The sequence below is a fragment of the Streptomyces sp. UG1 genome, assembly GCF_049974585.1.
Lineage (GTDB): Bacteria > Actinomycetota > Actinomycetes > Streptomycetales > Streptomycetaceae > Streptomyces.
Genome location: NZ_JBNGGG010000065.1, coordinates 17,179 through 41,020, shown reverse-complemented (window position 1 = coordinate 41,020; position 23,842 = coordinate 17,179). Strand labels below are relative to the sequence as shown.

At 70.5% G+C, this 23,842-nt stretch carries 19 protein-coding genes and 3 pseudogenes; 15 read left to right on the top strand and 7 right to left on the bottom strand.

Annotated features, from left to right (window positions below; genetic code table 11):
- Positions 1 to 74: 74 nt before the first annotated feature.
- The 4 genes and pseudogenes from ACP4J3_RS46670 to ACP4J3_RS46655 all read right to left on the bottom strand — a co-directional run.
- Positions 75 to 761 (bottom strand): annotated as a pseudogene (locus ACP4J3_RS46670) (MerR family transcriptional regulator); the annotation flags it as partial.
- Between the two features lie 204 nt (positions 762 to 965).
- Positions 966 to 1,307, bottom strand: coding sequence for a transposase (locus ACP4J3_RS46665; RefSeq protein WP_426543627.1), 342 nt, complete (start codon positions 1,305 to 1,307; stop codon positions 966 to 968).
- On the bottom strand, positions 1,304 to 1,681 hold the full coding sequence (locus ACP4J3_RS46660) for a hypothetical protein (RefSeq protein WP_426543625.1): 378 nt from the start codon (positions 1,679 to 1,681) through the stop codon (positions 1,304 to 1,306). The genes ACP4J3_RS46665 and ACP4J3_RS46660 overlap by 4 nt, the downstream gene beginning before the upstream one ends.
- 254 nt (positions 1,682 to 1,935) lie before the next feature.
- Positions 1,936 to 3,051 carry a YeiH family protein gene (locus ACP4J3_RS46655; protein ID WP_426543623.1) on the bottom strand — a complete coding sequence of 372 codons (1,116 nt, stop codon included), beginning with the start codon at positions 3,049 to 3,051 and terminating at the stop codon, positions 1,936 to 1,938.
- A 94-nt stretch (positions 3,052 to 3,145) separates the two neighbouring features.
- Between ACP4J3_RS46655 and ACP4J3_RS46650 the strand changes: the two genes are divergently transcribed.
- From ACP4J3_RS46650 to ACP4J3_RS46590, 13 genes and pseudogenes are all read left to right on the top strand, one after another.
- Positions 3,146 to 4,054, top strand: a complete 909-nt coding sequence (locus tag ACP4J3_RS46650; protein ID WP_426543629.1) for a LysR family transcriptional regulator — start codon at positions 3,146 to 3,148, stop codon at positions 4,052 to 4,054.
- 692 nt (positions 4,055 to 4,746) lie between these two features.
- Positions 4,747 to 5,532: a GntR family transcriptional regulator gene (locus tag ACP4J3_RS46645; protein WP_426543621.1), complete on the top strand. Its 786-nt coding sequence runs from the start codon at positions 4,747 to 4,749 to the stop codon at positions 5,530 to 5,532.
- Between the two features lie 5 nt (positions 5,533 to 5,537).
- Positions 5,538 to 8,230 (top strand): annotated as a pseudogene (locus ACP4J3_RS46640) (fumarate reductase/succinate dehydrogenase flavoprotein subunit).
- Positions 8,231 to 8,329: 99 nt separating this feature from the next.
- Positions 8,330 to 8,557 (top strand): 4Fe-4S dicluster domain-containing protein, encoded by a 228-nt coding sequence (locus ACP4J3_RS46635; RefSeq protein WP_175436735.1) that lies wholly within the window; start codon positions 8,330 to 8,332, stop codon positions 8,555 to 8,557.
- A 12-nt stretch (positions 8,558 to 8,569) separates the two neighbouring features.
- Positions 8,570 to 10,009, top strand: a complete 1,440-nt coding sequence (locus ACP4J3_RS46630) for an ABC transporter substrate-binding protein (RefSeq protein WP_426543619.1) — start codon at positions 8,570 to 8,572, stop codon at positions 10,007 to 10,009.
- Between the two features lie 15 nt (positions 10,010 to 10,024).
- Positions 10,025 to 10,912, top strand: coding sequence for an ABC transporter permease (locus ACP4J3_RS46625; protein ID WP_426543617.1), 888 nt, complete (start codon positions 10,025 to 10,027; stop codon positions 10,910 to 10,912).
- Entirely contained in the window at positions 10,909 to 11,745 is an 837-nt protein-coding gene (locus ACP4J3_RS46620; protein ID WP_426543615.1) for an ABC transporter ATP-binding protein, read from the top strand. The genes ACP4J3_RS46625 and ACP4J3_RS46620 overlap by 4 nt, the downstream gene beginning before the upstream one ends.
- 6 nt (positions 11,746 to 11,751) lie before the next feature.
- Positions 11,752 to 12,090: a ferredoxin gene (gene fdxA, locus ACP4J3_RS46615; RefSeq protein WP_426543613.1), complete on the top strand. Its 339-nt coding sequence runs from the start codon at positions 11,752 to 11,754 to the stop codon at positions 12,088 to 12,090.
- Entirely contained in the window at positions 12,087 to 12,767 is a 681-nt protein-coding gene (locus ACP4J3_RS46610) for a hypothetical protein (protein WP_426543611.1), read from the top strand. The genes fdxA and ACP4J3_RS46610 overlap by 4 nt, the downstream gene beginning before the upstream one ends.
- Positions 12,764 to 14,635, top strand: a complete 1,872-nt coding sequence (locus tag ACP4J3_RS46605; RefSeq protein ID WP_426543609.1) for a 2-oxoacid:acceptor oxidoreductase subunit alpha — start codon at positions 12,764 to 12,766, stop codon at positions 14,633 to 14,635. Before ACP4J3_RS46610 ends, ACP4J3_RS46605 begins: the two co-directional genes overlap by 4 nt.
- Entirely contained in the window at positions 14,632 to 15,714 is a 1,083-nt protein-coding gene (locus ACP4J3_RS46600; protein ID WP_426543607.1) for a 2-oxoacid:ferredoxin oxidoreductase subunit beta, read from the top strand. The genes ACP4J3_RS46605 and ACP4J3_RS46600 overlap by 4 nt, the downstream gene beginning before the upstream one ends.
- Before the next feature lie 52 nt (positions 15,715 to 15,766).
- Positions 15,767 to 16,942 carry an Mrp/NBP35 family ATP-binding protein gene (locus tag ACP4J3_RS46595; RefSeq protein WP_426543605.1) on the top strand — a complete coding sequence of 392 codons (1,176 nt, stop codon included), beginning with the start codon at positions 15,767 to 15,769 and terminating at the stop codon, positions 16,940 to 16,942.
- Between the two features lie 172 nt (positions 16,943 to 17,114).
- Positions 17,115 to 17,258, top strand: a complete 144-nt coding sequence (locus ACP4J3_RS46590; protein WP_426543631.1) for a hypothetical protein — start codon at positions 17,115 to 17,117, stop codon at positions 17,256 to 17,258.
- Here ACP4J3_RS46590 and ACP4J3_RS46585 read toward each other — a convergent pair.
- Positions 17,200 to 17,532, bottom strand: a complete 333-nt coding sequence (locus ACP4J3_RS46585) for a DUF2637 domain-containing protein (protein WP_426543603.1) — start codon at positions 17,530 to 17,532, stop codon at positions 17,200 to 17,202. The two genes, ACP4J3_RS46590 and ACP4J3_RS46585, sit on opposite strands and share 59 nt — an antisense overlap.
- A gap of 186 nt (positions 17,533 to 17,718) precedes the next feature.
- Between ACP4J3_RS46585 and ACP4J3_RS46580 the strand changes: the two are divergent.
- Positions 17,719 to 18,833 (top strand): annotated as a pseudogene (locus tag ACP4J3_RS46580) (amidinotransferase).
- A 360-nt stretch (positions 18,834 to 19,193) separates the two neighbouring features.
- On the opposite strand, the gene ACP4J3_RS46575 reads toward ACP4J3_RS46580, so the two are convergent.
- Together ACP4J3_RS46575 and ACP4J3_RS46570 are read right to left on the bottom strand one after the other, a co-directional pair.
- On the bottom strand, positions 19,194 to 20,204 hold the full coding sequence (locus ACP4J3_RS46575) for a TerC family protein (protein ID WP_426543601.1): 1,011 nt from the start codon (positions 20,202 to 20,204) through the stop codon (positions 19,194 to 19,196).
- 578 nt (positions 20,205 to 20,782) lie between these two features.
- Complete coding sequence (locus ACP4J3_RS46570; protein WP_426543599.1) at positions 20,783 to 21,232, bottom strand: hypothetical protein; 450 nt, start codon at positions 21,230 to 21,232, stop codon at positions 20,783 to 20,785.
- A gap of 408 nt (positions 21,233 to 21,640) precedes the next feature.
- Between ACP4J3_RS46570 and ACP4J3_RS46565 the strand changes: the two genes are divergently transcribed.
- Positions 21,641 to 23,821, top strand: coding sequence for a PI-PLC domain-containing protein (locus ACP4J3_RS46565; protein WP_426543597.1), 2,181 nt, complete (start codon positions 21,641 to 21,643; stop codon positions 23,819 to 23,821).
- The last annotated feature ends 21 nt before the right edge of the window (positions 23,822 to 23,842 follow it).

The following is a 23,842-nucleotide window of genomic DNA, read 5'->3' as shown; positions in this document are numbered from 1 at the left end:
GGTCCGCTACGAAGCGACCGTGCTGGTCGCAGCCATCAACGAGTGGCTGTGACCAGCACTTTCACAACAGGCCCTAGACCGGAATCCTCGATGACGGCTTGCAGCGCCTTTTCGAAGGCGTGCCGTTCGGCAGCCACCCGGGCCACGCGGGGGTCATCGACGGCGATCGTGTCGTCGAGTGCCTCTTCGGCGGCATCGACACGGTCAGATTCTTCCCGCAGAGCCGGGTGGGTGGCCAGGGCGACGAAGCGGGTGGCCTGGACGGCCGCTCCGAGCGGGCCGAAGATCCGCTCGGTGACCAGCAGGCTGTCCAGGTCCGCCTGGCGCAGGGAGCCCTCCGGCAGGCTCTTGAGGCGGCTGGTGACGACGCCGGAGAGCAGACCCATCCTGCTTCCCTCGGTACGCATGCGCTGCACGACAGTCCGTTGCCGCCGCAGTTCTGCCTCCTGGGCGAGAAGGGTTTCCTCCAGCCGCTCCAGGATGCCCGCGATACCGTCGTCGCTGTCGGCACCGGCGGAAGCCGTGTCGGCGAAGGCCTCACGGATGTCGTCCAGGGCGATCCCGGCGTCGGCCATCTTGCGGATCCACAGCAGAAGGATCATGTCTTCGTAGCCGTAGCGGCGGCGGTCGTCGCCGCCCCGCACGGGCTCGGGGACCAGGCCGATCTCGTGGTAGTGACGGATCGCCCGCGGTGTGGTGCCGACGAAGGCCGCCGCGTCACCGATCTTGACCTGGCGCGGCGGGATGAAGGACGAATACATGAGCAGGGGCCTTCCTCAATGGGGCGGACGTGAGTACACCGGACCACATACCGCTACGGAAGGTGCAACCCGAGATGCTCCGCCCGGCATCCATGCCAGGAGAAGCCCTCCGGCTCCGTAACGATCGGCCCGCCTGTCAGGACAACCGCAGGAGAGCAGGCGGGGTCACAGCCACTGTTGTATCGCTGCGACCTGGACGTCGCCTCAAACCGCACTGCGAGTTTGTCGACGGTCGAAAGCGGGTGTACGGCCACCGCTACGGCCCCGGCGCCTGCGACTGCGCCTGCGACTGCGGACCTGATCGGCCCGCTCGGGAATCGTGCACCTGATGCCGCGTCTGCGCAGGTAAGCGCGATTCGCGCGCGAGGAGTACGCCCTGCCTCCCCGCGCCCACAGTGGTCGGCACCTTGGCCTGCCCACACCGTGCCAGGGCGCCCCGATCGCGTCCAGGACCGGTGCGAACTGTGGGCTCTCACCGCGCTGCCCCGCTGTGATCAGCAAGGACAACGGCTTCTGTCCTTGTTCACACGCCAGTTGGAACTTCATCGTGAACCCGCCTCGCGACCTGCCCAGCCCGTGGTCCGCGGTTCTTCGCGCACACCACCCGGCGGTTCCTTCTGCAGAGCACCGTTCCGACGGGCACCCGTGCCATGCTGATGCGCACGGCAGACCGTCGAGTCGACACTGACTTCCCAGAGGATCAATGAGGCCTGGAACGGATCACTGCGCGCCGTGCGGAACTGGACGAGCTCGAAGAACAGCTGGCCGAACAGCTGGCGGAGGTACGAGCCGAGCGGGACGAACTCGCCGTCGCCGAACGTGTCCTTGACCGGGTGAGCGAGCGGCTCGCCGACGAACGCTCCTCGGCCGCGCCGGCGCCCGGGCAGGTGGGCGGCCGGGCGGTGATGCCGATCCCGCACCGGACGCCGGATGTGGAGGAGACCATGCTCCCGCCGGACTACCAGCGCATCCTGACTGCCGTGCGGAACGCACCTTGGAGGCCTGGTCCGTACACAGGGACGACGAAGTGACATACGACCAGTACACCGCGGAGCTTGCCGTGGGTGCGAGCTCCATGGGAGTTCGTCCGGCCACTGCTGCCTCGTTCAGAGCTGACAGGAAGCGGCTGGACGAGCGAGGAAGCCGATAGGCACGCTGAGCGACGGTGGGCTGGTCAGAGTTGGCCGCTGACGGACTGCAGCACGATGCTCGTCGCGCTGACCGCGATCCACAGGACCGCGCCGAGCAGCAGTGGTCGCACTCCCGAAGCGCGGATGAGGGACCAGTCGAGTGTCAGGCCAATACCGGTCAGGGACACGGTGATCAGGTAAAGGCCAGCCGCCGAAAATGCCGGGGCCCAGGCTGGGGGGATGATCTGGAAAGTGGCGAGGGCCGATGCCGCCAGGAAGCCCGCGATGAAAAGCGGAAACGCCCGCCGGACGGTCAGGAGCACCTTCCGCTCCGGCTGCTCGGCGCCGCCGCGCCGGGACTGACGGACCGCCAGCACCACGCAGATCGGCACGATCATGAGACTGCGGGTCAGCTTGACGACGACCGCGTGGTTTCCCGCAGCGGTTCCGTAACCGTACGCGGCGGCGGCGACCGAGGAGGTGTCGTTGATCGCGGTGCCGCTCCACAGTCCGAAGGCCTGCTGCGAGAGCCCCAGCAGGTGGCCGAGCGCGGGGAAAACCAGTACCGCGGCGATGTTGAACGTGAAGATGGTGCCCACCGCGTACGCCACGCGGGCTTCCGCCGCGCCCACTACAGCGGTGACGGCGCCGATCGCCGAGGCTCCGCAGATGCCCGTGCCCACCCCGATCAGCAGTCGGGATTCCGGATGGACGTTCAGGAAGCGGCCGATGAGCCAGGCGCCGCCCAGTGCCACGGCCAGAGTGCCGAGCATGACCGGCAGCGAACCCACCCCCACGCGCAGTACGTCCCCCAGCGGCAGCCCCGCTCCGAGGACGACGATGGACGCCTGCAACACCTGTCTGCCCGCCACCCGGTAGCCGGGGGTCAGACGCGCGGCGAACCGCGCGGACAGCGCCCCCCGCAGCACAGGGGCGGTGAGCGCACCGGCCAGGATGCCGAACACCGGGCCGCCCACGGTCGGCAGCAGACGTCCCAGCAGAGCAGCGGGCACGGCCAGCAGCGCGACCACGGCCAGGCCGGGCAGAACGGTGCCCGCCGCCTGCCACCGGCGCCGGAGGAAACCGGGGACACGGTGGCCCGGGAGCGTCGTGGGTGTGGGTATCGGCGCCTTGACCCGGGCCACACGGGGCGATTCCATGATCTCTCCTTCGCTGGACTCCCTTCCGCACGATCGCCGCGCCCGGCCGGTCTCGGGTAGAGACCGATTTCCGAGGAGGTCATAAGTGGTGCTGATGGGTCTGCCTCCGGGCACTCCGGAGCTGAAGGTGCTGGACCTGCTGGTATCGGTCGCCGAGACCGGGAGTCTGGGGCAGGCCGCGCTGCGGCACGGGATCAGCCAGCCGGCGGCGAGCATGCGGATCAGCGCGCTGGAACGGCAGCTGCGCCTGGTGCTGCTCGAGCGCGGCCCCAGTGGATCCCGGCTGACCCCGGCCGGTGCCGCTGTCGTGGACTGGGCCCGGCCGGTGCTGGACGCTGCCCGGGCGTTGCTCAGCGGGGTCGCCGCGCTCCACGCCGACCAGGAGGGGCGATTGCGGGTGGCCGCGTCGATGACGATCGCGGATCACCTCGTACCCGGGTGGCTGATCACCCTGCGGACCCGGGCCCCGCAGGTCAGGGTCGCTCTGCGGGTCGGCAACTCCGAGCAGGTCGCCGAGATGGTGCGGTGCCGTGAGGCCGAGCTGGGTTTCGTCGAGGGGCCTCGTGCTCCGAGCGGCCTGCGCTGTCGCGCGATCGGCGGCGACGAACTGGCTGTGGTGGTCGCACCGGGCCACCCGTGGGCACGGCGTCACCGAGCGCTGCCCCTGGGGGCCTTGGCCGCCACTCCCCTGATCGTGCGGGAACAGGGCTCGGGGACCCGCGACACGGTCTGGGAGCTGCTCCGCACGGCAGGTGAACCCGCCGCGCCCGCCGCCGAACTCGGCTCTACGACCGCCATCAAGGCCGCCGTCACGGCCGGCGGCGCGCCCGCGGCCCTGAGCCGCCTCGCGATCTCCGCCGAACTGCACGACGGGCGGCTGATCGACGTACCGCTGGCCGAACCCGGCCTGTTGCGCCGCACGTTCCGCGCCGTCTGGCTCGCCGAGACACCGCCGACGGGTCCGGTCGCCGGCCTCCTCGGCATCGCCGCTCGGCGCCGCTGAGCGCGTCGCCGGAAGTGCGGTACCCACATCTGCGGGCCGTCTGTGGCTGGTCGCGTCGGCCGTGTCCCGCGGTGTGCTGCAGCCATCCGGACGGCCTGCGGCAGGGCGGCGCGGCCGGGCTTCCCGTGCCGCTGCGCGAACCGGTCGCGGCGGCGTGACCCGGGAGGTTCTCGGATGCCGGGCCGATCACCGCCGCCACCTGCGGCATCGCGGAAGCCCGGCTGCAGCACCCGGCGGGACGCCGCTCGGGGGGCGGTGGCCGCATGTCGTATGCCGCCCCGCGGCCCTCTTCGGTGACGCCCGTTCAGCAGCGGACTTGGATGCAGGGGGTCCGGTCCGGAAGCGGCGGGCCGTCGCAACGCCGTGGCCGTCCATAGCACCGGTCCGGCGGTCTCGCGCCGTACGGGTCGCGTCACCGCACCCGTCCCGGCCGACCACCGCCCACCCGTCCCGCACAACCGCCGTCGCACCCTTCACGTACGCGATCGTTGTCGCACCCTTCCGTACGCGGCCGCCACCGCGCCCCATCGCGTCACGCGCGCCGCGGCAAGCGCCATGCCCCTGGCGATATGACCGCAGTCCGCCCCATCGCCCCAGGTCAACTGCTCTCTCAGCCATTCCGGAACTGGCGTAACCGGTGCGAAATGCAGCGCAACGGGTCGGCGTAACAGATCATTCCCAGCATTCCGGCCATGACAGGGACCATCACGGGCGGCGGGGCCGCAGGCAGCCGTATCGCGCCGGTACGGCGCATCCGCGACGTGCTGCGGACGCGCATTCTGGCGGGCGTGTACGGCACCCGGCCGCTGCCCTCCGAGGCGCAGCTGGCGGCCGAGTTCCGGGCCAGCCGCAACATCGTCCGGGACGTCCTGACCCTCCTGCGCACGGAAGGTCTGGTCGACCGGATCCCCGGCGTCGGCACCTTCGTGGTGTCCGGCAAGGCCGTGCACGGGCTGGACCGGCTGCGCGGGCTCGCCGAGAGTTTCGGCACCGGCCCCGCCCGCGTGGTCAATCAGGTACTGCTGGCGGATGCGGTACCCGCCACACCCGCGGTCGCCGAGCGCCTGGAAGTCGAGGCCGGCACCGAGGTGATCGCCCTGGAACGGGTGCGGATGCTCGACGGGGAGCCGCTGTCCCTGGACGCCAGCTACCTGCCGGCCGACGTGGGCCGACCGCTGCTGGAGATGGACCTCGCGCGCAACGACGTCTTCGTTCTGCTCGAGCAGGAACTCGGGCTGCCCTTGGGGGCCGCCGAGCTCTCCATCGAGGCGATCGCCGCCGACCGCACGGTGGCCGACCTGCTGCGCGTGCGCGACGGATTTCCGCTGCTGTTCATCGAGCGGCTGACCTACACGGACTCGGGCCGCCCGATCGATTTGGAGTTCGTCCGCTTCCGCGGCGACCGGATGTCCCTGGCGGGCTGGCTGCACCGCACCCCCGACCCGCTGCCGAACCACTCCTCGCCCGAAAGGGGCTGACCGACGTGCAGATCCCACCCGTGTCGCAACGCCGGGAACTCGCCTGCGACGTCCTCATCGTCGGAGGCGGCACCGCCGGCACCATGGCCGCGCTGACGGCCGCCTCCCACGGCGCCGACGTGCTGCTGCTGGAGAAGGCGCATGTGCGCCACTCCGGGGCGCTCGCCATGGGCATGGACGGGGTGAACAACGCCGTCGTCCCCGGCAAGGCCACCCCCGAGGACTACGTCGCCGACATCACCCTCGCCAACGACGGCATCGTCAATCAGCGCACCGTCTACCAGACGGCGACCCGCGGCTTCGGCATGGTGCAGCGGCTGGAAAGCTACGGCGTCAAGTTCGAGAAGGACGAGCACAACGAGTACGCGGTCCGCAAGGTGCACCGCTCCGGCAGCTACGTCCTGCCGATGCCCGAGGGCCGGGATGTGAAGAAGGTCCTCTACCGCACGCTGCGCGCCCGCCATGTGCGCTCGAAGGTCACCATCGAGAACCGGGTCATGCCGGTACGGGTCCTGGTGCACGGCGGCCGGGCCGTCGGGATCGTCGGATTCGACACCCGCTCCGGGGAGTTCGTCACGGTGTCCGCCGGCGCGGTGATCCTGGCGGCGGGCGCCTGCGGACGGCTGGGGCTGCCGGCCAGCGGGTACCTGTACGGCACGTACGAGAACCCCACCAACGCGGGCGACGGCTACGCGATGGCGTACCACGCCGGGGCGGAGCTGTCGGGGATCGAGTGCTTCCAGATCAACCCGCTCATCAAGGACTACAACGGCCCCGCCTGCGCGTACGTCGCCAACCCCTTCGGCGGCTACCAGGTCAACGCCGAGGGCAACCGGTTCGTCGACTGCGACTACTGGTCCGGCCAGATGATGGCGGAAGTCAAGCGGGAGCTGGACAGCGCCCGAGGACCCATCTACCTCAAGCTGAGCCATCTGCCGGACGCCACCGTCAAGCAGATCGAGGGCATCCTGCACACTACAGAGCGGCCCACCCGGGGCACCTTCCACTCCGGGCGCGGACACGACTACCGCACCCGCGACATCGAGATGCACATCTCCGAGATCGGACTGTGCAGCGGCCATTCCGCCTCGGGCGTGTGGGTGGACGAGCACGCGGCGACCACGGTGCCGGGCCTGTACGCGGCCGGCGACATGGCCTGCGTGCCGCACAACTACATGATCGGCGCCTTCGTCTACGGGGACATCGCGGGCGAGCACGCCGCCGGCTTCGCGGCCTCGGCCGCCCGGCCCGCGCTGCCCGAGGAGCAGATCGCCGCGGCGCACGAGCTGATCTACCGCCCGCTGTCCCACCCGGACGGCCCGCCGCAGCCGCAGGTGGAGTACAAGCTGCGCCGCTTCGTCAACGACTACCTGCAGCCGCCCAAGACGGAGCGCTACCTCACCCTCGGGCTGGAGGCGTTCGGGCGGATGGAGCGGGAGATCGCGGGCATGGGCGCCCGCACCCCGCACGAGCTGATGCGCTGCGCCGAGGTCACCTTCATCCGGGACTGCGCCGAGATGGCCGCCCGCGCCTCGCTGGCCCGCACCGAGAGCCGCTGGGGGCTGTACCACCAACGCGCCGACCGGCCCGAACAGGACGACGCCAACTGGTTCCGCCATCTCAACCTGTGCAAGAGCGAGGCAGGCGAGATGGAGACGCTGACCCGCCCGGTCGCCCCTTACATCGTGCCGGTGCCCGGCTTCACCCGCCCGGACGGGGTGCCCGACCAGCCCGCTCCGGCCGGCGCCGACCTCGCGGCGGTGTGGGGATGAGCGCGACCGGCAAGCCCACGCAGCGGTCGCACCGCATCCTCGCGCTGCTGGAACTGGCGGACGAGGCGCCGACCACCGACGAACTCCGGGAATTCCTCACCGACCCCGAGCCCGACGTGCGCCGTACGGCACTGACCGTCCTCAGCGAGGCCGCCGACACCTGGGAGGAGCCCTCGGCGGTGTTCGCCCGGTCTCTCCTCGACCCGGACGAGGCGGTCCGCCGCACCGCCGCCGACCTCCTCGGCGAGCTGCGCGAAGTACTCGTCGTCGGCGAGGAGTTCGAACGGTCCCTGCGCGAGGCGAGCCGGCACCCGGCCGCCGATGTCCGCATCGCCGGCACCGGCGCCCTGTGGCGCCACCGGCTCACCACCGTCGACGAGTTGACGTCGCTGCTCGCGGACGCGGACGAGACGGTGCGCTGCGAGGTGGTGCTGGGGCTGGTGTCCCTGGACGCGCTCGACGCGCTGGCCGTCGGCGCCGCCGACCCCGTGCCCGCGGTACGCCTGGCCGTCGCCCGGGGCTTGGGCTCCATCGGGGACCCGCGCGGCGCCAGCACCCTCATCGTCCTGGCCGGGGACGACGAACTCCTGGTGCGCGCCGCCGCATTGAGCGCCATGGCGCACACCGGCTGCGCCGACCAGGCGGCGGCCCTCGCCACCGCCGCGCTGACCGACCCGGCCTGGGAGGTCCGCCAGGGCGCGGCGGTGGCGCTGTCCGCCGCCGCGCCGGAGGTGGCGGTCGACGCCCTGATCACGGCGACCCGGGACGCCAACCTCGATGTACGCAAGGCGGCGGTACGGGCCCTCGGGCGCCGTACGACCGACGTCCCGGAGATCCGGGCCGCGCTTCGGGCCGCACTGGACGACGTGGACGCCGATGTCCGCGCCTTCGCCCGGATGAGCCTCGCCGAGTCCCACGGCGCCTGACACACCCGCCCCCGCAACTCCCCGACCCCCGCCGGTAACCCCCCACTTCCCATGACACGCGACCCATGACGGCAGACGACCGCCGAAGGAGACCCTCAGATGGCGCAAGCAGCGAACCGGGTGGATGTACCGGTCACGATCGACGAATCCAAGTGCATCGACGGATGCACCCTGTGCGTGGACATGTGCCCGCTGGACTCCCTGGCCATCCACCCCGACACCGGCAAGGCCTACATGCACGTCGACGAGTGCTGGTACTGCGGGCCGTGCGCGGCCCGCTGCCCGGTCGACGCCGTGACGGTCGACATCCCGTTCCTGCTGCGCTGAGGGGATCCCGCCATGCCCATCGCCTCCTCTCCCGCCGTCCGCAGAGCGGTCGCCCTGCTGGCCGTGCTCGGGCTCGGCTCGTCCGCCGCGGCCTGCGGCACCGGCACGGCGGCGGACGGCTCCACCGTCGTCGTCAACATCGGCTACCAGTCCAAGACCATCAACACCATCACCGCCGGCACCCTGCTGCGCGACCGGAAGACCTTCGAGCAAAGACTCGCCGCCCTCGGCGAGAAGAAAGGGGTGACCTACAAGGTCGTCTGGCAGGACTTCCCCTCCGGTCCCCCGCTGACCGCCCAGATGATCGCCGGAAAGGTCGACATCGGCTCCATGGGCGACTACCCGACCCTGGTCAACGGGTCGAAGTCCGCCGCCTTCGCGGACGCGAAATCGGAGATGGTCGCGGTCACCGGATACAGCCTGCGCGGCTCGCTCAACCAGGTCGTGGTGCCCACCGGTTCCTCCGCGAAGACCCTGAGCGATCTGCGCGGCAAGGTGGTCTCGACCAGCCTCGGTTCGGCCGGCCACGGCATGCTGGTGAAGGCGCTGGACAAGAACGGCATGAGTCCGGACGACGTCAAGCTCCTCAACCAGGAGCCCTCGGTCGGCGCCTCCGCCCTGGAGGGCGAGCAGGTGGCCGCGCTGTCCCAGTTCGTGCCCTGGCCGCAGCTGATGGTCTTCCGCAAGCAGGGGCGCCTGCTCTACGACGGCGGCAGCAACGGCGTCGCCACCTTCCACTCCGTCATCACCCGCTCGGCCTTCGCCGAGGCCCACCCCGAGGTGATGCGGGCCTTCCTGGAGTCGGTGCGGGACACGGCCGACCACCTGAACAAGAACCCGCTGCCGGCCGCACAGCGCATCGCGGAGATCACCGGCATCGAACCCGAGGTGGTCTACCTCTACAACGGGCCGAACGGCCTGGTGACCTTCGACCCCACCATCAAGCAGCCCCTGGTCGAGGCGCTCGCCACCGACCTGCCGTTCCTGAAGGACCTCGGCTCGGTCAAGGACCTGGACCTGAAGAAGTTCGTCAACGACAGCCACCTGCGCGAGATCTACGGCTCCTCCTACGACACGGCCAGTGCGAGCCTGACCAATCCGAACCGGCTCAGCGGCCGGGACCCCGTCTGTGACACCGAGGTCAGCGACCCGCGGACCGCCTCCGAGGTGTGGTTCAAGGGCGCGTCGTCGACCGGTGTCGCCGCCACCCCCACCTGCCTGCTGAAGCAGATCGCCGCCCACGACGGCGCCGAACGCGCCGCCTATGTCCCCGACGCGAAGAGCGGTACCCGGATGTTCGCCACCGCCGCCACCTGGGTGCTCGACCCGGACCGCCCCGAGCGGTCCCGGCTGCTTCCGTTCGCGGTCGCCGCCGACGCGGACGCCTACCTCAAGAGCCATGCGGGTGCCCGCGCACTCGACTACACCGCGGCCCTCGCCGCCGCTTCCTGAGGAGGAAGAGGACGCATGACAACGACCCCCGTCTCCCCTGGGCCCCTGACCCGCCCGGACGACCCCGCGGCCACCCCGCCACACCCGCGCCGCGCGGGCAACCGTCCGCCGGCCGCCGGCCGCGTACGGCTGGGCCGCCCTGCCACCGCCGTGCTGTCCGCCGTACCACTCGGCGCAGCCGTGGGCCTGTGGTACCTGCTCACGGCCAACGACGTCGTGCTGTGGCTGCGCTTCGACAAACTCCCCGGTCCCGTCGAGGTGTTCGACACACTGCGCGCCCAGCTCACCTCCGGCGCCTACTACCGGGACCTGCTGGCCAGTCTGCGCCGCATCCTGCTCGGGTTCGGGCTGGCCGCCGTCAGCGGGGTCGCCATCGGCATCGCGGTGGGCCGCTCCCGGATCGTGCAGGCGCTCGTCCGGCCGCTCATCGAGGTGGCCCGGCCGATCCCGGCGATCGCGCTGGTGCCGCTGGCCATCCTGATGTTCCCCACCGGCGAGCAGGGCATCGTGTTCATCACCTTCTTCGCGGCGTTCTTCCCCGTCGCGGTGAGCACCATCCACGCCATGAAGACCCTGCCCAAGGTGTGGGAGGAGGCGGCGCGCACCATGGGCGCCGGCCAGCTGTCGATCCTCGCGCACGTGATCCTGCCGGGTGCGATGCCCGGCCTGTTCTCCGGACTGTCCGTCGCCATGGGCGTGGCCTGGATCTGCGTGATCAGCGCCGAGATGATCTCCGGTCAGTTCGGCATCGGCTACTACACCTGGCAGTCCTACGGGCTGCTCGACTACGCCGGCGTCGTGGTCGGCATGCTGTCGATCGGCGCCCTGGGCTGGGGCACGGCCTGGCTGGTGGAACGGATCGGGCTCCGCGTCAACCGCTGGCTGCCGAGGGCCGAGCGGTGAGCGTCGGAGCACGGGTCCGGCTGGACGGGCTGAAGCTCGCCTTCGGCGCCATGCCCGCCGCCGAGGTCGACCTCGAGGTGAGCCCCGGCGAGATCGTCGTCCTGCTCGGTCCCTCGGGCTGCGGGAAGTCCACCATCCTGCGGGCGCTGGCCGGGCTGCTGCGCCCGGCCGCCGGCCGGGCCGACGTGGACGGCAGGCCCGTCGGGGCCTCCGGCACCGGGTGCGCGATGGTGTTCCAGGAGGACGCGCTGCTGCCTTGGCGGACGGCGAGCCGGAACGTGGAGTACGCGCTGAAGCTGCGCGGGGTGCCGCGCGGTGAGCGCCGGAAGGAGGCCGGGGACCTGCTCGCCCAGGTCGGCCTGGAGGGGTTCGCCGGGCATCTGCCCGGTCAGTTGTCGGGCGGCATGCGCCAGCGCGTGCAGCTGGCCCGGACCCTCGCCACCCGCCCGCGGGTGATGCTCATGGACGAGCCGTTCGGCGCGCTCGACGCCCAGACCCGCTCGGAGATGCAGCAACTGCTGGTGTCGGTCTGGCGCCAGTACCGCACCACGATCCTGTTCGTCACCCACGACGTCGACGAGGCACTGCTGCTGGCCGACCGCGTCGTCCTGCTCACCCCCCGCCCGGCAAGGATCGCCCGCACCGTCGAGATCCCCAATCCCCGGCGCCCGGGCGCCCAGTTCGAACCGGAGTTCGCCCGCCGCCGCTACGAGATCCTCGCCTCGATGGGCGAGGTGCCGCAGGCCGAACCGGCCGCCTCCTCCGCCGCCAACGGCCCGGCGGACACCAGAGCCCTCACCGGGCCCTCACAGGGGCCCTCAGGAACGGAGTAGCCCGTCATGACCTTCGTCATCGGCGCCGCCTGCGTCGACGTCATGGACCGCGCGTGCGTCGACGAATGCCCCGCCGACTGCATCTACGTCGGCGAGCGCATGGCCTACATCAACCCGGCCGAGTGCATCGACTGCAGCGCCTGCGAGCCCGTCTGCCCGGTCGAGGCGATCACCACCGAGGAGGACGTCGCCCCGGAGGAAGCCGTGTTCGTCACCGAGAACGCGCGCTTCTTCACCGAGGCACTGCCCGGCCGCACCGAACCCCTCGGTGCGCCCGGCGGTGCCGCCGCAGTCGGCCCCCTCGGCGTGGACACCCCCTTCATACAGAACTACACCGCCCCATGAGCCACCCGGCCGCCGCCCCTGCCCTTGACGCCGTACTCGCGGCCAGGACCGTACCGGGCACGGCAGTCCTCGTCGTCGTCCTGCGCGGCGGCCACTGGCCCTACTCCTGCGGACTCGCCCGTACGGTCCGCGCCATGGCCCCGCGTCTGGCGGCCGCCGGCGCCGAAGTACTGCTGCTCGCCGCAGAACCGGCCGCACGCCGGCGAGCCGTATCCGCCGCATGGCGGCTGCCCTTCCGGTGGCTGCCGGAAGCGGTGACCGAACCGGTCGCCCGGGAGCTGGGCACCTGGGATCCGGCCTCCGGCCGGGCACTCGACGCCCTCGGGCTGCTGAGCCCAGACGGCAAGTGGCTGAGGCACCAGAGCTACGACGACCCCGGGGCCGGCGACCCGCCCGAAGCCTTCCTCACCGCACCGCGCCAGGCCGCCCTGCCACCCGCCCCGGTCGGTCGAGCCGTGACCGCATCACACGCCGACCCGTCCGTCATCACCCTCGGACAAGCCGCCGGAACCCTGCTCAGAGCCCTGACCGCAGCCGACCGTCTGGCCCGCCGACTGCCCCCGTCCTCCCCCGCCGCCGAACGGGCCGAGCGAACCCGGGCCCGTCTCGCGCAGTTCCTCGACGCGGTGACGGACGGCACCCCGCCCCGCCGCGAAGGAGGCAGCACCGCACCATGACCGACACCCGCACCCCACCACCCCGGCGCCTCGACCGGGTCGTCATCCGGTTCGCCGGGGACTCCGGCGACGGCATGCAGCTCACCGGCGACCGGTTCACCTCGGCGACGGCGGCCTTCGGCAACGACCTGGCCACCATGCCCAGCTTCCCGGCCGAGATCCGCGCCCCGCAGGGCACCGTCCCCGGCGTCTCCTCCTTCCAACTGCACTTCGCCGACTACGACATCCTGACCGCCGGCGACCGCCCGGACGTCCTGGTGGCGATGAACCCGGCCGCGCTCAAGGCCAACCTGCCGGACGTCCCGCCGGGCGGGACGGTGATCGTCAACAGCGACGAGTTCACCGCCCGCAACCTCAACCGGGCCGGATACCGCACCGATCCCCTGGCCGACGGCACTCTGGACTCCCTCCAGGTGCACCGGGTGGCGATGACGACGCTGACCCTCGGCGCCCTGGAAGCCACCGGCCTGGGCAAGAAGGACGCCGAACGCGCGAAGAACATGTTCGCCCTCGGACTGCTGTCCTGGATGTACCACCGGCCGACGCAGGGCACCGAGCGGTTCCTGCGCGAGAAGTTCGCCCGCAGACCCGACATCGCGCAGGCGAACATCCTGGCCTTCCGCGCCGGCTGGAACTACGGCGAGACCACCGAGGCGTTCGCCGCGACCTTCGAGGTCGCCCCGGCCACCGCCCTCCCGCCCGGCGAGTACCGGCAGATCAGCGGCAACACCGCGCTGGCGTACGCGATCGTGGCCGCCGGAGTCCGCTCCGGGCTGCCCGTCGTACTGGGCAGCTATCCCATCACCCCCGCCAGCGACATCCTGCACGAGGTCTCCCGGCACAAGAACCTCGGCGTGACCACGGTCCAGGCCGAGGACGAGATCGCCGCCATCGGCATCGCCCTCGGCGCGGCCTATGGCGGGGCGCTGGGCGTCACCACCACCTCCGGGCCGGGCCTCGCCCTCAAGAGCGAGACCATCGGCCTGGCCGTGATGACCGAACTCCCCCTCCTGATAGTCGACGTCCAGCGCGGCGGCCCCTCCACCGGCCTGCCCACCAAGACCGAGCAGGCCGACCTGCTGCAGGCGCTGCACGGCCGCAACGGCGAGTGCCCGGTACCCGTCCTCGCCCCGGCCACCCCGGCGGACTGCTTCGACACCGCCCTCGACGCGGTACGCATCGCACTCACCTACCGCACCCCCGTACTGCTGCTGTCCGACGGCCAGATCGCCAACGGATCCGAGCCCTGGCTCGTCCCCCAGGCCACCGAACTGCCGGACCTGCACGTGCAGTTCGCCACCGAGCCCAACGCACCCGACGGCTCCGGCGCCTTCTGGCCGTACCTGCGCGACCCCGACACCCTCGCCCGGCCGTGGGCGGTGCCCGGCACGCCCGGCCTGGAGCACCGGATCGGCGGGCTGGAGAAGGCCGACGGCACCGGCGACATCTCGTACGACCCCGACAACCACGACCGCATGGTGCGGCTGCGCCAGGCCAGGATCGACGGCATCACCATGCCCGACGCCCAGGTCGACGATCCCTCGGGCACGGCCGACGTCCTCGTGGTCGGCTGGGGCTCCTCGTACGGCCCGGTCGGCGCCGCCGTACGCCGCGTACGCCGCACCGGGCGGGCCCTCGCCCACCTGCACCTGCGGCACCTCAACCCGCTCCCGCGCAACCTCGGCGGGATCCTCGCCCGCTACGAACGGGTCGTGGTCCCGGAGATGAACCTCGGCCAACTCGCCGGGCTGCTGCGCGCGAAGTACCTCACCGACACCGTCTCCCACACCAAGGTCGCCGGCCTGCCCTTCACCGCTGAGGAACTGCAGAGCGTGTTCACCGACGTCATCGAAGGAGTCCGCACATGACCGCGATCGACCTCGGGCTGCCCGGCGTGCGCCTGCCCGGCCCCGGTGGCCAGGCACTGGTGCCCGCCGCCGACACGCCGCTGTCCCCGAAGGACTTCCGGTCCGGCCAGGAGGTGCGCTGGTGCCCCGGATGCGGGGACTACGCGGTGCTGGCCGCCGTGCAGGGCTTCCTGCCGCGCCTCGGGGTGCGGCAGGAGAACACCGTCTTCGTCTCCGGCATCGGCTGCTCCAGCCGCTTCCCGTACTACATGAACACCTACGGCATGCACTCCATCCACGGCCGGGCCCCGGCCATCGCCACCGGACTGGCCGTGACCCGGCCCGAGTTGTCCGTCTGGGTGGTCACCGGCGACGGGGACGCCCTGTCGATCGGCGGCAACCACCTGATCCACACCCTGCGGCGCAACGTGAACCTGACCATCCTGCTCTTCAACAACCGGATCTACGGACTCACCAAGGGCCAGTACTCACCCACCTCCGAAACCGGCAAGGTCACCAAGTCCACCCCAGTGGGCTCCGTGGACACCCCTTTCAATCCGGTCTCGCTGGCCCTGGGAGCGGAGGCCACCTTCGTCGCCCGCGTCCTGGACTCGGACCGGGCCGGACTCACCGAGGTGCTCGCCGCCGCGGCGGAACACCGCGGCACCGCGCTTGTCGAGATCTACCAGAACTGCCCGATCTTCAACGACGGCGCCTTCGACGTCCTGCGCCGACCCGATGAGCGGGAACGGCGCCTCATCCGCATCCGGCACGAAGAGCCCATCCGCTTCGGCGTGAACGGGGAGTTCGGGGTGGTACGGGATGGCAGGGGCCGGCTCACGACGGCCCGCGTGTCCGACGTGGGCGAGCAGGCCCTGGTAGTGCACGACGCCACCGAGGAGGACCCGTCGTACGCCTTCGCACTGTCCCGGCTGTCCTCCCAGGACCTCCGTCTCTGCGTCACCGGCGTCTTCCGCTCCGTCAGCCGCCCGGCCTACGACGACCAGGTCCGCGCCCAGACCGAACGCGCCAAGGCCATGACACCGGCCGATCTGCAGTCCCTGCTCACCGGCAAGGACACCTGGACCGTCACCGGCTGACTGCCGCCCGTGCAACACGACCACCCGCACACCACAGGGGAGCCCACCCGCGATGACCGCCCACGCCCATCCGCACGCGCCCACCACCCGCACCGATGACGTGCACCGCGCACTGTCCGGCGTCCTCGACCCGGAGATCCAGCGCCCGATCACCGACCTGGGCATGGTCAAGGACGTCACCGTGGACGCCGACGGCACCGTCACCGTCGTCATCCGGCTGACGGTGGCGGGCTGCCCGCTGCGCGACCGGATCACCGCGGACGTCACCACCGCCGTGGCCGCGCTGCACGGCGTCCGCTCGGTCCGCGTGGAACTGGACGTCATGACCGACGAGCAGCGCACCGAACTGCGCCGGCGGCTGCGCGGTGACTCGGGCGAACCGGTGGTCCCGTTCCGTCGGCCGGGATCCCTGACCCGGATCTACGGCGTCGCCTCCGGCAAGGGCGGGGTCGGCAAGTCCAGCGTCACGGTCAACCTGGCCGCCGCGTTGGCCGCTCGCGGCCTGTCCGTGGGAGTGGTGGACGCCGACATCCACGGCCATTCGGTGCCGCGGCTGCTGGGTGTGACAGCGAGTCCCACCCAGGTCGAGAAGATGATCATGCCGCCACGGGCCGGCGGCGTGAAGGTCATCTCGATCGGGATGTTCACACCCGGCAACGCCCCCGTGGTCTGGCGCGGCCCCATGCTCCACCGCGCCCTGGAGCAGTTCCTCACCGACGTGTACTGGGGCGACCTGGACATCCTGCTGCTCGACCTGCCGCCCGGCACCGGGGACATCGCCATCTCTGTCGCCCAGTTGCTGCCGCACGCCGAGATCCTCGTGGTGACCACCCCGCAGGCCGCCGCGGCCGAGGTCGCGGAACGGGCGGGCGCCATCGCCGTCCAGACCCGACAGCGGGTGGCCGGAGTGATCGAGAACATGGCGGGGATGCGCCTGCCGGACGGCTCGACGATGGACGTCTTCGGATCCGGCGGTGGCCGCCGCGTCGCCGACTCGCTGTCGAGAGCGGTCGGCGCCGGGGTACCCCTGCTGGGGCAGATCCCACTCGATCCCCTCCTGCGCGAAGCCGGCGACGCCGGCACCCCCCTGGTGCTCCGGAATCCGCAGGCCCCCGCCGCCACCGCCCTCCAGGCCGTAGCCGAGAAGCTCGTTGTACGGCCACGAACCCTCGCCGGCTGCCGGATCCCCGTCGGTCTCTCCCCAACCCCGAAGCCGACCGGGACCTGAACGGGTATCTCGAGTAGACACCAACAGCGTCCTCTCACATATGCCTTCGGTCTGCGTCCGGTTCTGCATTGTTTGCACGGACCAAAGCCACCAGCTGTCTCGACCGGTCCGCACCGATCCGCAATTCCTTGCGCAGCGACTCAGCCGAGACCGGGCGCTGATGCAGTTCCCGATGTCGAGCGTCCAGCCGCCGAGCACGCTCCAGCAGCGGATCACCGTCGACACGATCACGAACGCCATTGCTCTCGACGCCCTCGTCAGCGTCGCGCTCCGTCTGCTTCCGGACCGTAGGCCGGTGAGCCAACAGCTCCACTGAAAGCCCGCCCACCACGCCCCGACGGCTTCAGCAGGCCAACCGTCGCCAGCAACAGCAACCCGTCAACCGACAGCGGCCACAACGCCGCGCTCACCTCATCCGCGCCACCCTGCAGGGCAAAATCCCGCTGATGGACGTACCAGGCATACGCCGCAACCCCCGCGACCACCAGCGCACAGCCACATCGCAGCCAGGCATCAAGATCAGGCGACTCGCCCCCCACCGCCCGGCGCGGACCTTCGCTCGGGACAACCCCCACGTCCGAGTCGCCCATCACGCCGACCCATCCCACGCCGCAGGACGGAACCGCCCCTCCACCACCAGCCGCCCAACAAGAAACCGCTGGTCAGCCCTGCAACCATCTGCATGGGGCCCCGCCGGGGGCACTCCGGAATAGGCTCCTGGCCTGCAGAAATACAGGTCCGGAGTTGTACTCGCATGCCAAAGCGCACACGGTCCCCTGCCATCGGCCACGAAGGACAACGCTGCGGACACTCTCATTTCGCCGGTCAATTCGCACAACGAGTGGGACCCGCTGGAGGAGATCATCGTCGGGCGTCTCGACGGCGCAGCGATCCCCTCCAGGCATCCGGTGGTGGCCTGCAACATCCCTCCATGGGCGGCGCGGGCGCAGGGGCTGGTCTCCGGTTTCAAGTATCCGCGAGTCCTGGTCGAGCGGGCGCAGCGAGAACTCGATCAGTTCATCGCTCTCTTGCGGTCCCTCGGCATCACGGTCACGCGGCCGGACCCCGTCGACCACCGGAAACGCTTCGGCACCCCCGACTGGTCATCGCGGGGTTTCTGCAACACCTGTCCGCGCGACAGCATGCTCGTGATCGGCGACGAGATCATCGAAACCCCGATGGCATGGCCGTGCCGGTACTTCGAGACCCACTCCTACCGGCCGATCCTCAAGGACTACTTCCGGCGCGGGGCGCGCTGGACAGCGGTACCGAAGCCGCAGCTCACCGACGAGCTCTTCGAGCCGGAATTCTGCGTTCCCAAGCCCGGCGAGCCCATGCGCTACATCCTCACCGAGTTCGAGCCCGTATTCGACGCGGCGGATTTCGTACGGGCGGGACGCGACCTCTTCGTCACACGGAGCAATGTCACCAATCGGATGGGCATCGAATGGCTGCGTCGCCATCTCGGGCCCGGCTATCGCATCCACGGGATCGAGAGTCTCTGCCGTACGCCCATGCACATCGACAGACGTTCCTCCCGCTCGCCCCCGGCAAGGTCCTCGTCAACCCCGAGTACGTCGACGTCGACCACCTGCCCGACGTCCTGGACTCGTGGGACGTCCTGGTCGCCCCCGAGCCCGACCCGATCGACGAGCGGCTGCTCAGGATCACCTCGATGTGCGGCAAATGGCTCAGCATGAACGTGCTCATGGTCGACGAGAAGCGGGTGATCGCGGAGCGGCACCACACCGGCATGCTGCGCGCGCTGGAGAAGTGGGGGTTCGAGCCGATCCCGTGCGACCTGCTGCACTACGCGCCGTTCGGCGGCTCCTTCCACTGTGCGACGCTCGACGTCCGGCGTCGCGGCTCGCTCGCATCCTATTTCGACTGATCGGCTCACCCGGCGGACCAGGCAGCCGCACCGACCGCGTCTGCACGGTCCTCGCCGACAGTGCACGGTGAGCGGGACGCGGACTGAGCGCCCCCCTCCACCCGGTCCTGCGGCGCTGTCACTGCCCGTCAGTGTGCTCCGGCTCCTCCAGGTACTCGGGGCAGTCGGGGTTGCGGCAGGGGCCCGGACCCCAGACGGGCACAACAACGCCCAAGGTCTTGTGCCGTCTCTTGATGGTCATATCCAGGGGACGCCTGCAGACCGGGCACAGCAGCGTCCCCTGAGGGCCGGTCTCATGCTCGGGTTTACTCATTCTTTAACGATAGGTTGCCTGGTCCGGGAAGGAGACAGGTCGCATGGTCAGTCATCGTCCGCGCGATCGGTACGCCCCGCCGGACCGCTCCACTGCCCCGGCTCTTCGGCAGGTGTCGGCTGGGGTGGCGCGGGTCGCCGCAGACTGAGTACGACGGATACGGCCAGTACGACGACGATGACCGCGAGGCTGATCGGCGAGGGAATCTCCGGGACACTGGGGCTGATCGTCTTGTGGGCCGCTTGGAAGACCAGCTTGACACCGATGAAGCCCAGGATGACCGCCAGGCCCATGTTCAGGTAGTGGAAACGGTCCAGCAGTCCGGCAAGGAGGAAATACAGCGCACGCAGGCCCAGAATGGCGAACGCGTTACTGGTGTAGACGATGAACAGGTCGTGGCTGACGGCGAGAACGGCGGGAACACTGTCGACGGCGAAGACCAGGTCTGCTGCCTCGATCGCGGCGACCACCGCGAGCAGCGGGGTGGCCACGCGTTTGCCGGCCTCCTTGACGAAGAACTTCATGCCCGCGTACTCGTTCCGCACCGGGATGACCTTGCGGAGCAGCCGCAGGGCGAAGCTCTTGCCGGGATCGAAGCCCTCCTCGTCGCCCTTGAGGAGCTTGTAGGTGCTGTAGAAGAGCACCGCCGCGAAGGCGAACAGCACCGCGGTGAAGCGGCTGACCACGGCGACGCCGAGGGTGAGGAAGATCCCGCGGAAGACGAGGGCGCCCATCACGCCGAAGAACAGGACGCGGTGCTGATAGGCACGGGGCACCCTGAAGTAGGCGAAGATCACGGCGAAGACGAAGAGGTTGTCCACCGACAGGCTTTTCTCCAGCAGCCATGCGGTGGTGTATTCGGTGCCGGCCGTCGTGCCGAGTACGAGGAAGACAACCGCGCCGAAGACCAGAGCAAGGCCCACCCACAGGGCGCTCCAGGCGGCAGCCTCCTTGAAGCCGATGACGTGTGCGGCGCGGTGGGCCAGCAGGTCCACCGCCAGCGAAACCACCACGGTCGCGGCGAACGCCACCCACAACCAGAGCGGGACCTCGAGCACGCCGGTCACCTCCCCGCGGCCCACACCGACGCAGGCCCTCAAACAGGAGTCTCCGGCATCGCAGTGCACAGGGCGATCCCCGGGAAGCCGACGGGAGTGGCGCTCCTTGTCCGGGCCTGGTCAGCGGGGGACGGCCCGGCTGGTGATCGCTGCGGGCACCTCCACGACCGCCTGTCGAGCATCGGGCGCAGGAACCGATGGCATGCGCTTGAACAGGACGGTCAGGCCACGGGCCCTGGTGTGCCGGTGGCGATACACCCTCCCCAACGCCGACGCCGTCCGTGACGTCATCGGCGTTTTCGTCGTCCAACACCTCCGGGCACGACGGTGGCGGGTCGATCGGCGGACGAGACCCGATTCTGCAAGGAAAGGCCGGCCTCGCCCGGAGTGCAGCGGCCGGACACCGGCACCACAGTTCCATCGAGAACTCCCAGGTCGGGCCTCTTCCGCGCCCAAGTCACCGAGCTGCGATCGGCGCCGATCGACCACCCGCTCTCTCACGGCGGGAGGTCTCAGGGGGTGCGGTTCCCAACCAAGCTCCGCCTGGCGTACGAGATGATCGCCGCTGCACTGGAGTATCAGCCGTTGGCTTCCTCGTCGCCGCCGGCCTGCCGGTGATCGGCGGCGTAGGCGGCGAATACGCTACGCCGCTCCCCGCCGATGCGCAGATGCCGCTGGTCAAGGGTTCCAGCCAGGTCGTCCAAAGCGGCGGACAGCACACCGGCCGTCAGTCGGTGACCCACCATGGCGGCCAGCGACATGCGGTCCTCGTCTTCCTGGAAGTAGTACGTCTCCGGACATTGGGCGAAGTCGAGGCGAGCATGCACCACTTCGGCGGCGAGACTGTCCAGCGTGGTCGCGCCCGCGGATGATTCCAGAAGGCGCAGATCCGGGTCGGCGCGCCGGAGCAGGGAGAGGCGAACCGCCAGGGCCCTCCTGCGGGCCAGAGCCGGGTAGAGCCCCAGGACCCATGCCACGGTGACCGACAGCAGGACGAACCCGACCAGAGCCTCCCAGCACGAGGGCAAGCGCCCAGGTGCCCACAACAGCGGCCATGCCGAGCGGTCCGACCAGCCCTGCCGTCCACTCTCGCCCAGGGAGCCGGTGGGACAGCCGCCACATCGCGGTCATGATCAGCCGGCCGAGGCCGCCCCGGCGAGTGAGGTGCCAGATCGTTGCCTCGGCTGCTCGGCGCAGACGATTCAGGCGGGGGGCGACCGCCGCGGCGATGCAGACACGGACCATATGGTCCCGTCCTCGTAAGCTGCCCGACCCATCGCGGTCATGGCACTCCACAGTCCGGTGGCGCAGCCATGAATTCATGCCTTCGGCAGGTGTCCGGGAGCGGACATCAGTCCTGCCCGGCCGCCTTTCCCTACTACGTTGGTCTCCGGCTGCGGGTGGCTTGCCCCGGGGAATGCAACCACGATGGAGGGATGCGAGGGCTGTCGTGCGGCGCGAGGTGGCTGCATCCGACGGCCTGGGTGGTGGCGGTGCTGTGCCTGGCCGTCCTGACTGCCGCGGCCACTGTGCGGAGCACCGTGCTCAACGCCGGCTTCTACGGCAGGGTCCTGGAGGAGGAACGGGTCTACGAGCGTCTCTACGACGAGGTACTCGTCGCCCGGCAGAGCGCGACCCTCACCCGGGACCTGCTGGCCCGCCTGCCCGTCCCCGAATCCGCGGCGACCTCCAACCTGAAGATCGTGCTTCCTCCCGAGACGCTGCGGGCCATGGTGAACCAGCAGATCACCGAGGTGATCGCCTACCTCGAAGGCGATCGGGGCTCCTTGCGTCTGAGGGTGGATGTCAGACCACTCGCCGAGAACGTCGGCAGAATCGCCCAGACCTATTTCGGCGACGCGATCGCCTCGATACAGCAGCGGTCCGAGCCCGACTTCCAGGCGTTCGCCAAGCGCCTGGAGCAGACGGTGGCCGAGCTGGTCGCCGGAGAGCGCCCCCAAGGGCTGCCCTCACTGGCCCTCTCCCCCGATCAGGCGGAGCGGGCCACCGCCGTGCTGCTGAGAGTCGCACCGAAGGCAGACCGACGGGAACTCGAGCCGGAGATCCGCACCGCGCTGGAGGGCGGGGATGTGGCCTCCGCACTGGCCGCCGTCGCGCCGGCCGCCGTTTCCGAACGCACGCGTGCCGCTGCCGCCGCGGTACTGCGTGAGGCGGACGGGGGCACGTGGGTCATCACCACCGATCTTCAGGTCTCGGACAAGGTCCTGGATCCGCTCGATCGCATGCGGCTGGCCACCCGTCTGCTGCAGGAGGTGGTGGAGCCGCTCGCCGCCGGAGTGGGTCTCGCCGCTCTGGCCCTGATGTGGTGCTCCGGTCCGCCGGGCATCGCGCGGCGGCTGATGCCGCTTGGCTGGGCGCTGGCCACGGCCGGTCTGTTGATCGCACTGGCGGCTGCCCTCGTCGGCCTGGCGGCGAGCGGCTCGCCGGTCGATGCTCCCTCGTCCTGGCCGCCTGCCGTGGCCCGGCTCATCGACGATGTGCAGAGCACGGCAATCGAGCGACTGCTCACCACGGCCACCTCGGTCGCCACACTTCCGCCGGCCGTGGGAGCCCTGCTCGTCGCCGTGAGCTGGGTCTGGCAGACCCGACCTGTCCTGCCGTCCCTCGCCGCTCCCCGCCTGCGCCGGGCGCTGCCGGGCGCTGCGGTGGCCGCAGCGGTCGCGGTCAGTGTGGTCCTGGCCGTGCAGACGATCCCCCAGTCGGCCCCGCGTATCTGCCAGGGCAGCGCCCGCCTGTGCGACATGCGGTACGACGAGGTCGCCCACCTCACGTCGCACAACGCGATGGCCACGACGGCGCATCAGTTCATCGGCCCCGCGCAGGACCCCGACATCACGGGTCAGCTGAACGCCGGGGTGCGCGCGCTGCAGATCGACACCCATCACTGGGAGCAGCCCAAGGAGGTCGCCGACCGTCTGAGCACCTCGGATTTCTCGCCGCGCCTGCGGCAACAGCTCACCCGCACGCTCGAACAGGTGAACCCGCCTCGAGAGGGCCTGTGGCTGTGCCACTCGGTCTGCGGCGCCGGCGCGGTGGAACTGGTACCCACCCTGCGGGAGATCGGGGACTGGCTGCGAACGCATTCGACGGAGATCGTCACGCTGATCGTGCAGGACGGGATCACCCCTGAGGAGACAGAGGGGGCCTTCGAACAGGCGGGACTGTCGGACTTGCTGTACGAGCCTGCCCCGGACCCCTCCCGTCCGTGGCCGACGCTGGGCGACATGATCGACAGGGGTCGGCGGCTGATCGTCTTCGCCGAACAGGCGGACGGCCCCGCGCCCTGGTACCGCAACTTCTACCGCTACGGCATGGAGACGCCGTTCGCATTCCGCAGCCCAGAGGAGATGACGTGCCGGCCGAACCGTGGCGGCACTGACGGGCAACTGTTCCTGCTCAACCACTTCGTCGCGGTCGGCGGCTCGAACCGGCTGGACGCCGGCCGGGTCAACTCCCGGGAGCATGTGCTGGAAAGGGTGCGGGCGTGCGAGCGGCAGCGCGGAAGGCCAGTCACCTTCATCGCGGTCGACTTCGCGACGGTCGGAGACACACGCGAAGCGGTGGACGTCCTCAACACGCAACGGAGCGAACGGTGACGGCAACCGATTGCGCGCAGG

Excerpts from the sequence above, each read along its gene's own strand:
- ACP4J3_RS46665 (WP_426543627.1), bottom strand. The coding sequence starts at position 1,307 with ATGAAGTTCCAACTGGCGTGTGAACAAGGACAGAAGCCGTTGTCCTTG.
- ACP4J3_RS46655 (WP_426543623.1), bottom strand. The coding sequence starts at position 3,051 with ATGGAATCGCCCCGTGTGGCCCGGGTCAAGGCGCCGATACCCACACCC.
- ACP4J3_RS46650 (WP_426543629.1), top strand. The coding sequence starts at position 3,146 with ATGGGTCTGCCTCCGGGCACTCCGGAGCTGAAGGTGCTGGACCTGCTG.
- ACP4J3_RS46645 (WP_426543621.1), top strand. The coding sequence starts at position 4,747 with ATGACAGGGACCATCACGGGCGGCGGGGCCGCAGGCAGCCGTATCGCG.
- ACP4J3_RS46635 (WP_175436735.1), top strand. The coding sequence starts at position 8,330 with ATGGCGCAAGCAGCGAACCGGGTGGATGTACCGGTCACGATCGACGAA.
- ACP4J3_RS46630 (WP_426543619.1), top strand. The coding sequence starts at position 8,570 with ATGCCCATCGCCTCCTCTCCCGCCGTCCGCAGAGCGGTCGCCCTGCTG.
- ACP4J3_RS46625 (WP_426543617.1), top strand. The coding sequence starts at position 10,025 with ATGACAACGACCCCCGTCTCCCCTGGGCCCCTGACCCGCCCGGACGAC.
- fdxA (WP_426543613.1), top strand. The coding sequence starts at position 11,752 with ATGACCTTCGTCATCGGCGCCGCCTGCGTCGACGTCATGGACCGCGCG.
- ACP4J3_RS46610 (WP_426543611.1), top strand. The coding sequence starts at position 12,087 with ATGAGCCACCCGGCCGCCGCCCCTGCCCTTGACGCCGTACTCGCGGCC.
- ACP4J3_RS46605 (WP_426543609.1), top strand. The coding sequence starts at position 12,764 with ATGACCGACACCCGCACCCCACCACCCCGGCGCCTCGACCGGGTCGTC.
- ACP4J3_RS46600 (WP_426543607.1), top strand. The coding sequence starts at position 14,632 with ATGACCGCGATCGACCTCGGGCTGCCCGGCGTGCGCCTGCCCGGCCCC.
- ACP4J3_RS46595 (WP_426543605.1), top strand. The coding sequence starts at position 15,767 with ATGACCGCCCACGCCCATCCGCACGCGCCCACCACCCGCACCGATGAC.
- ACP4J3_RS46590 (WP_426543631.1), top strand. The coding sequence starts at position 17,115 with ATGTCGAGCGTCCAGCCGCCGAGCACGCTCCAGCAGCGGATCACCGTC.
- ACP4J3_RS46585 (WP_426543603.1), bottom strand. The coding sequence starts at position 17,532 with ATGGGCGACTCGGACGTGGGGGTTGTCCCGAGCGAAGGTCCGCGCCGG.
- ACP4J3_RS46565 (WP_426543597.1), top strand. The coding sequence starts at position 21,641 with ATGCGAGGGCTGTCGTGCGGCGCGAGGTGGCTGCATCCGACGGCCTGG.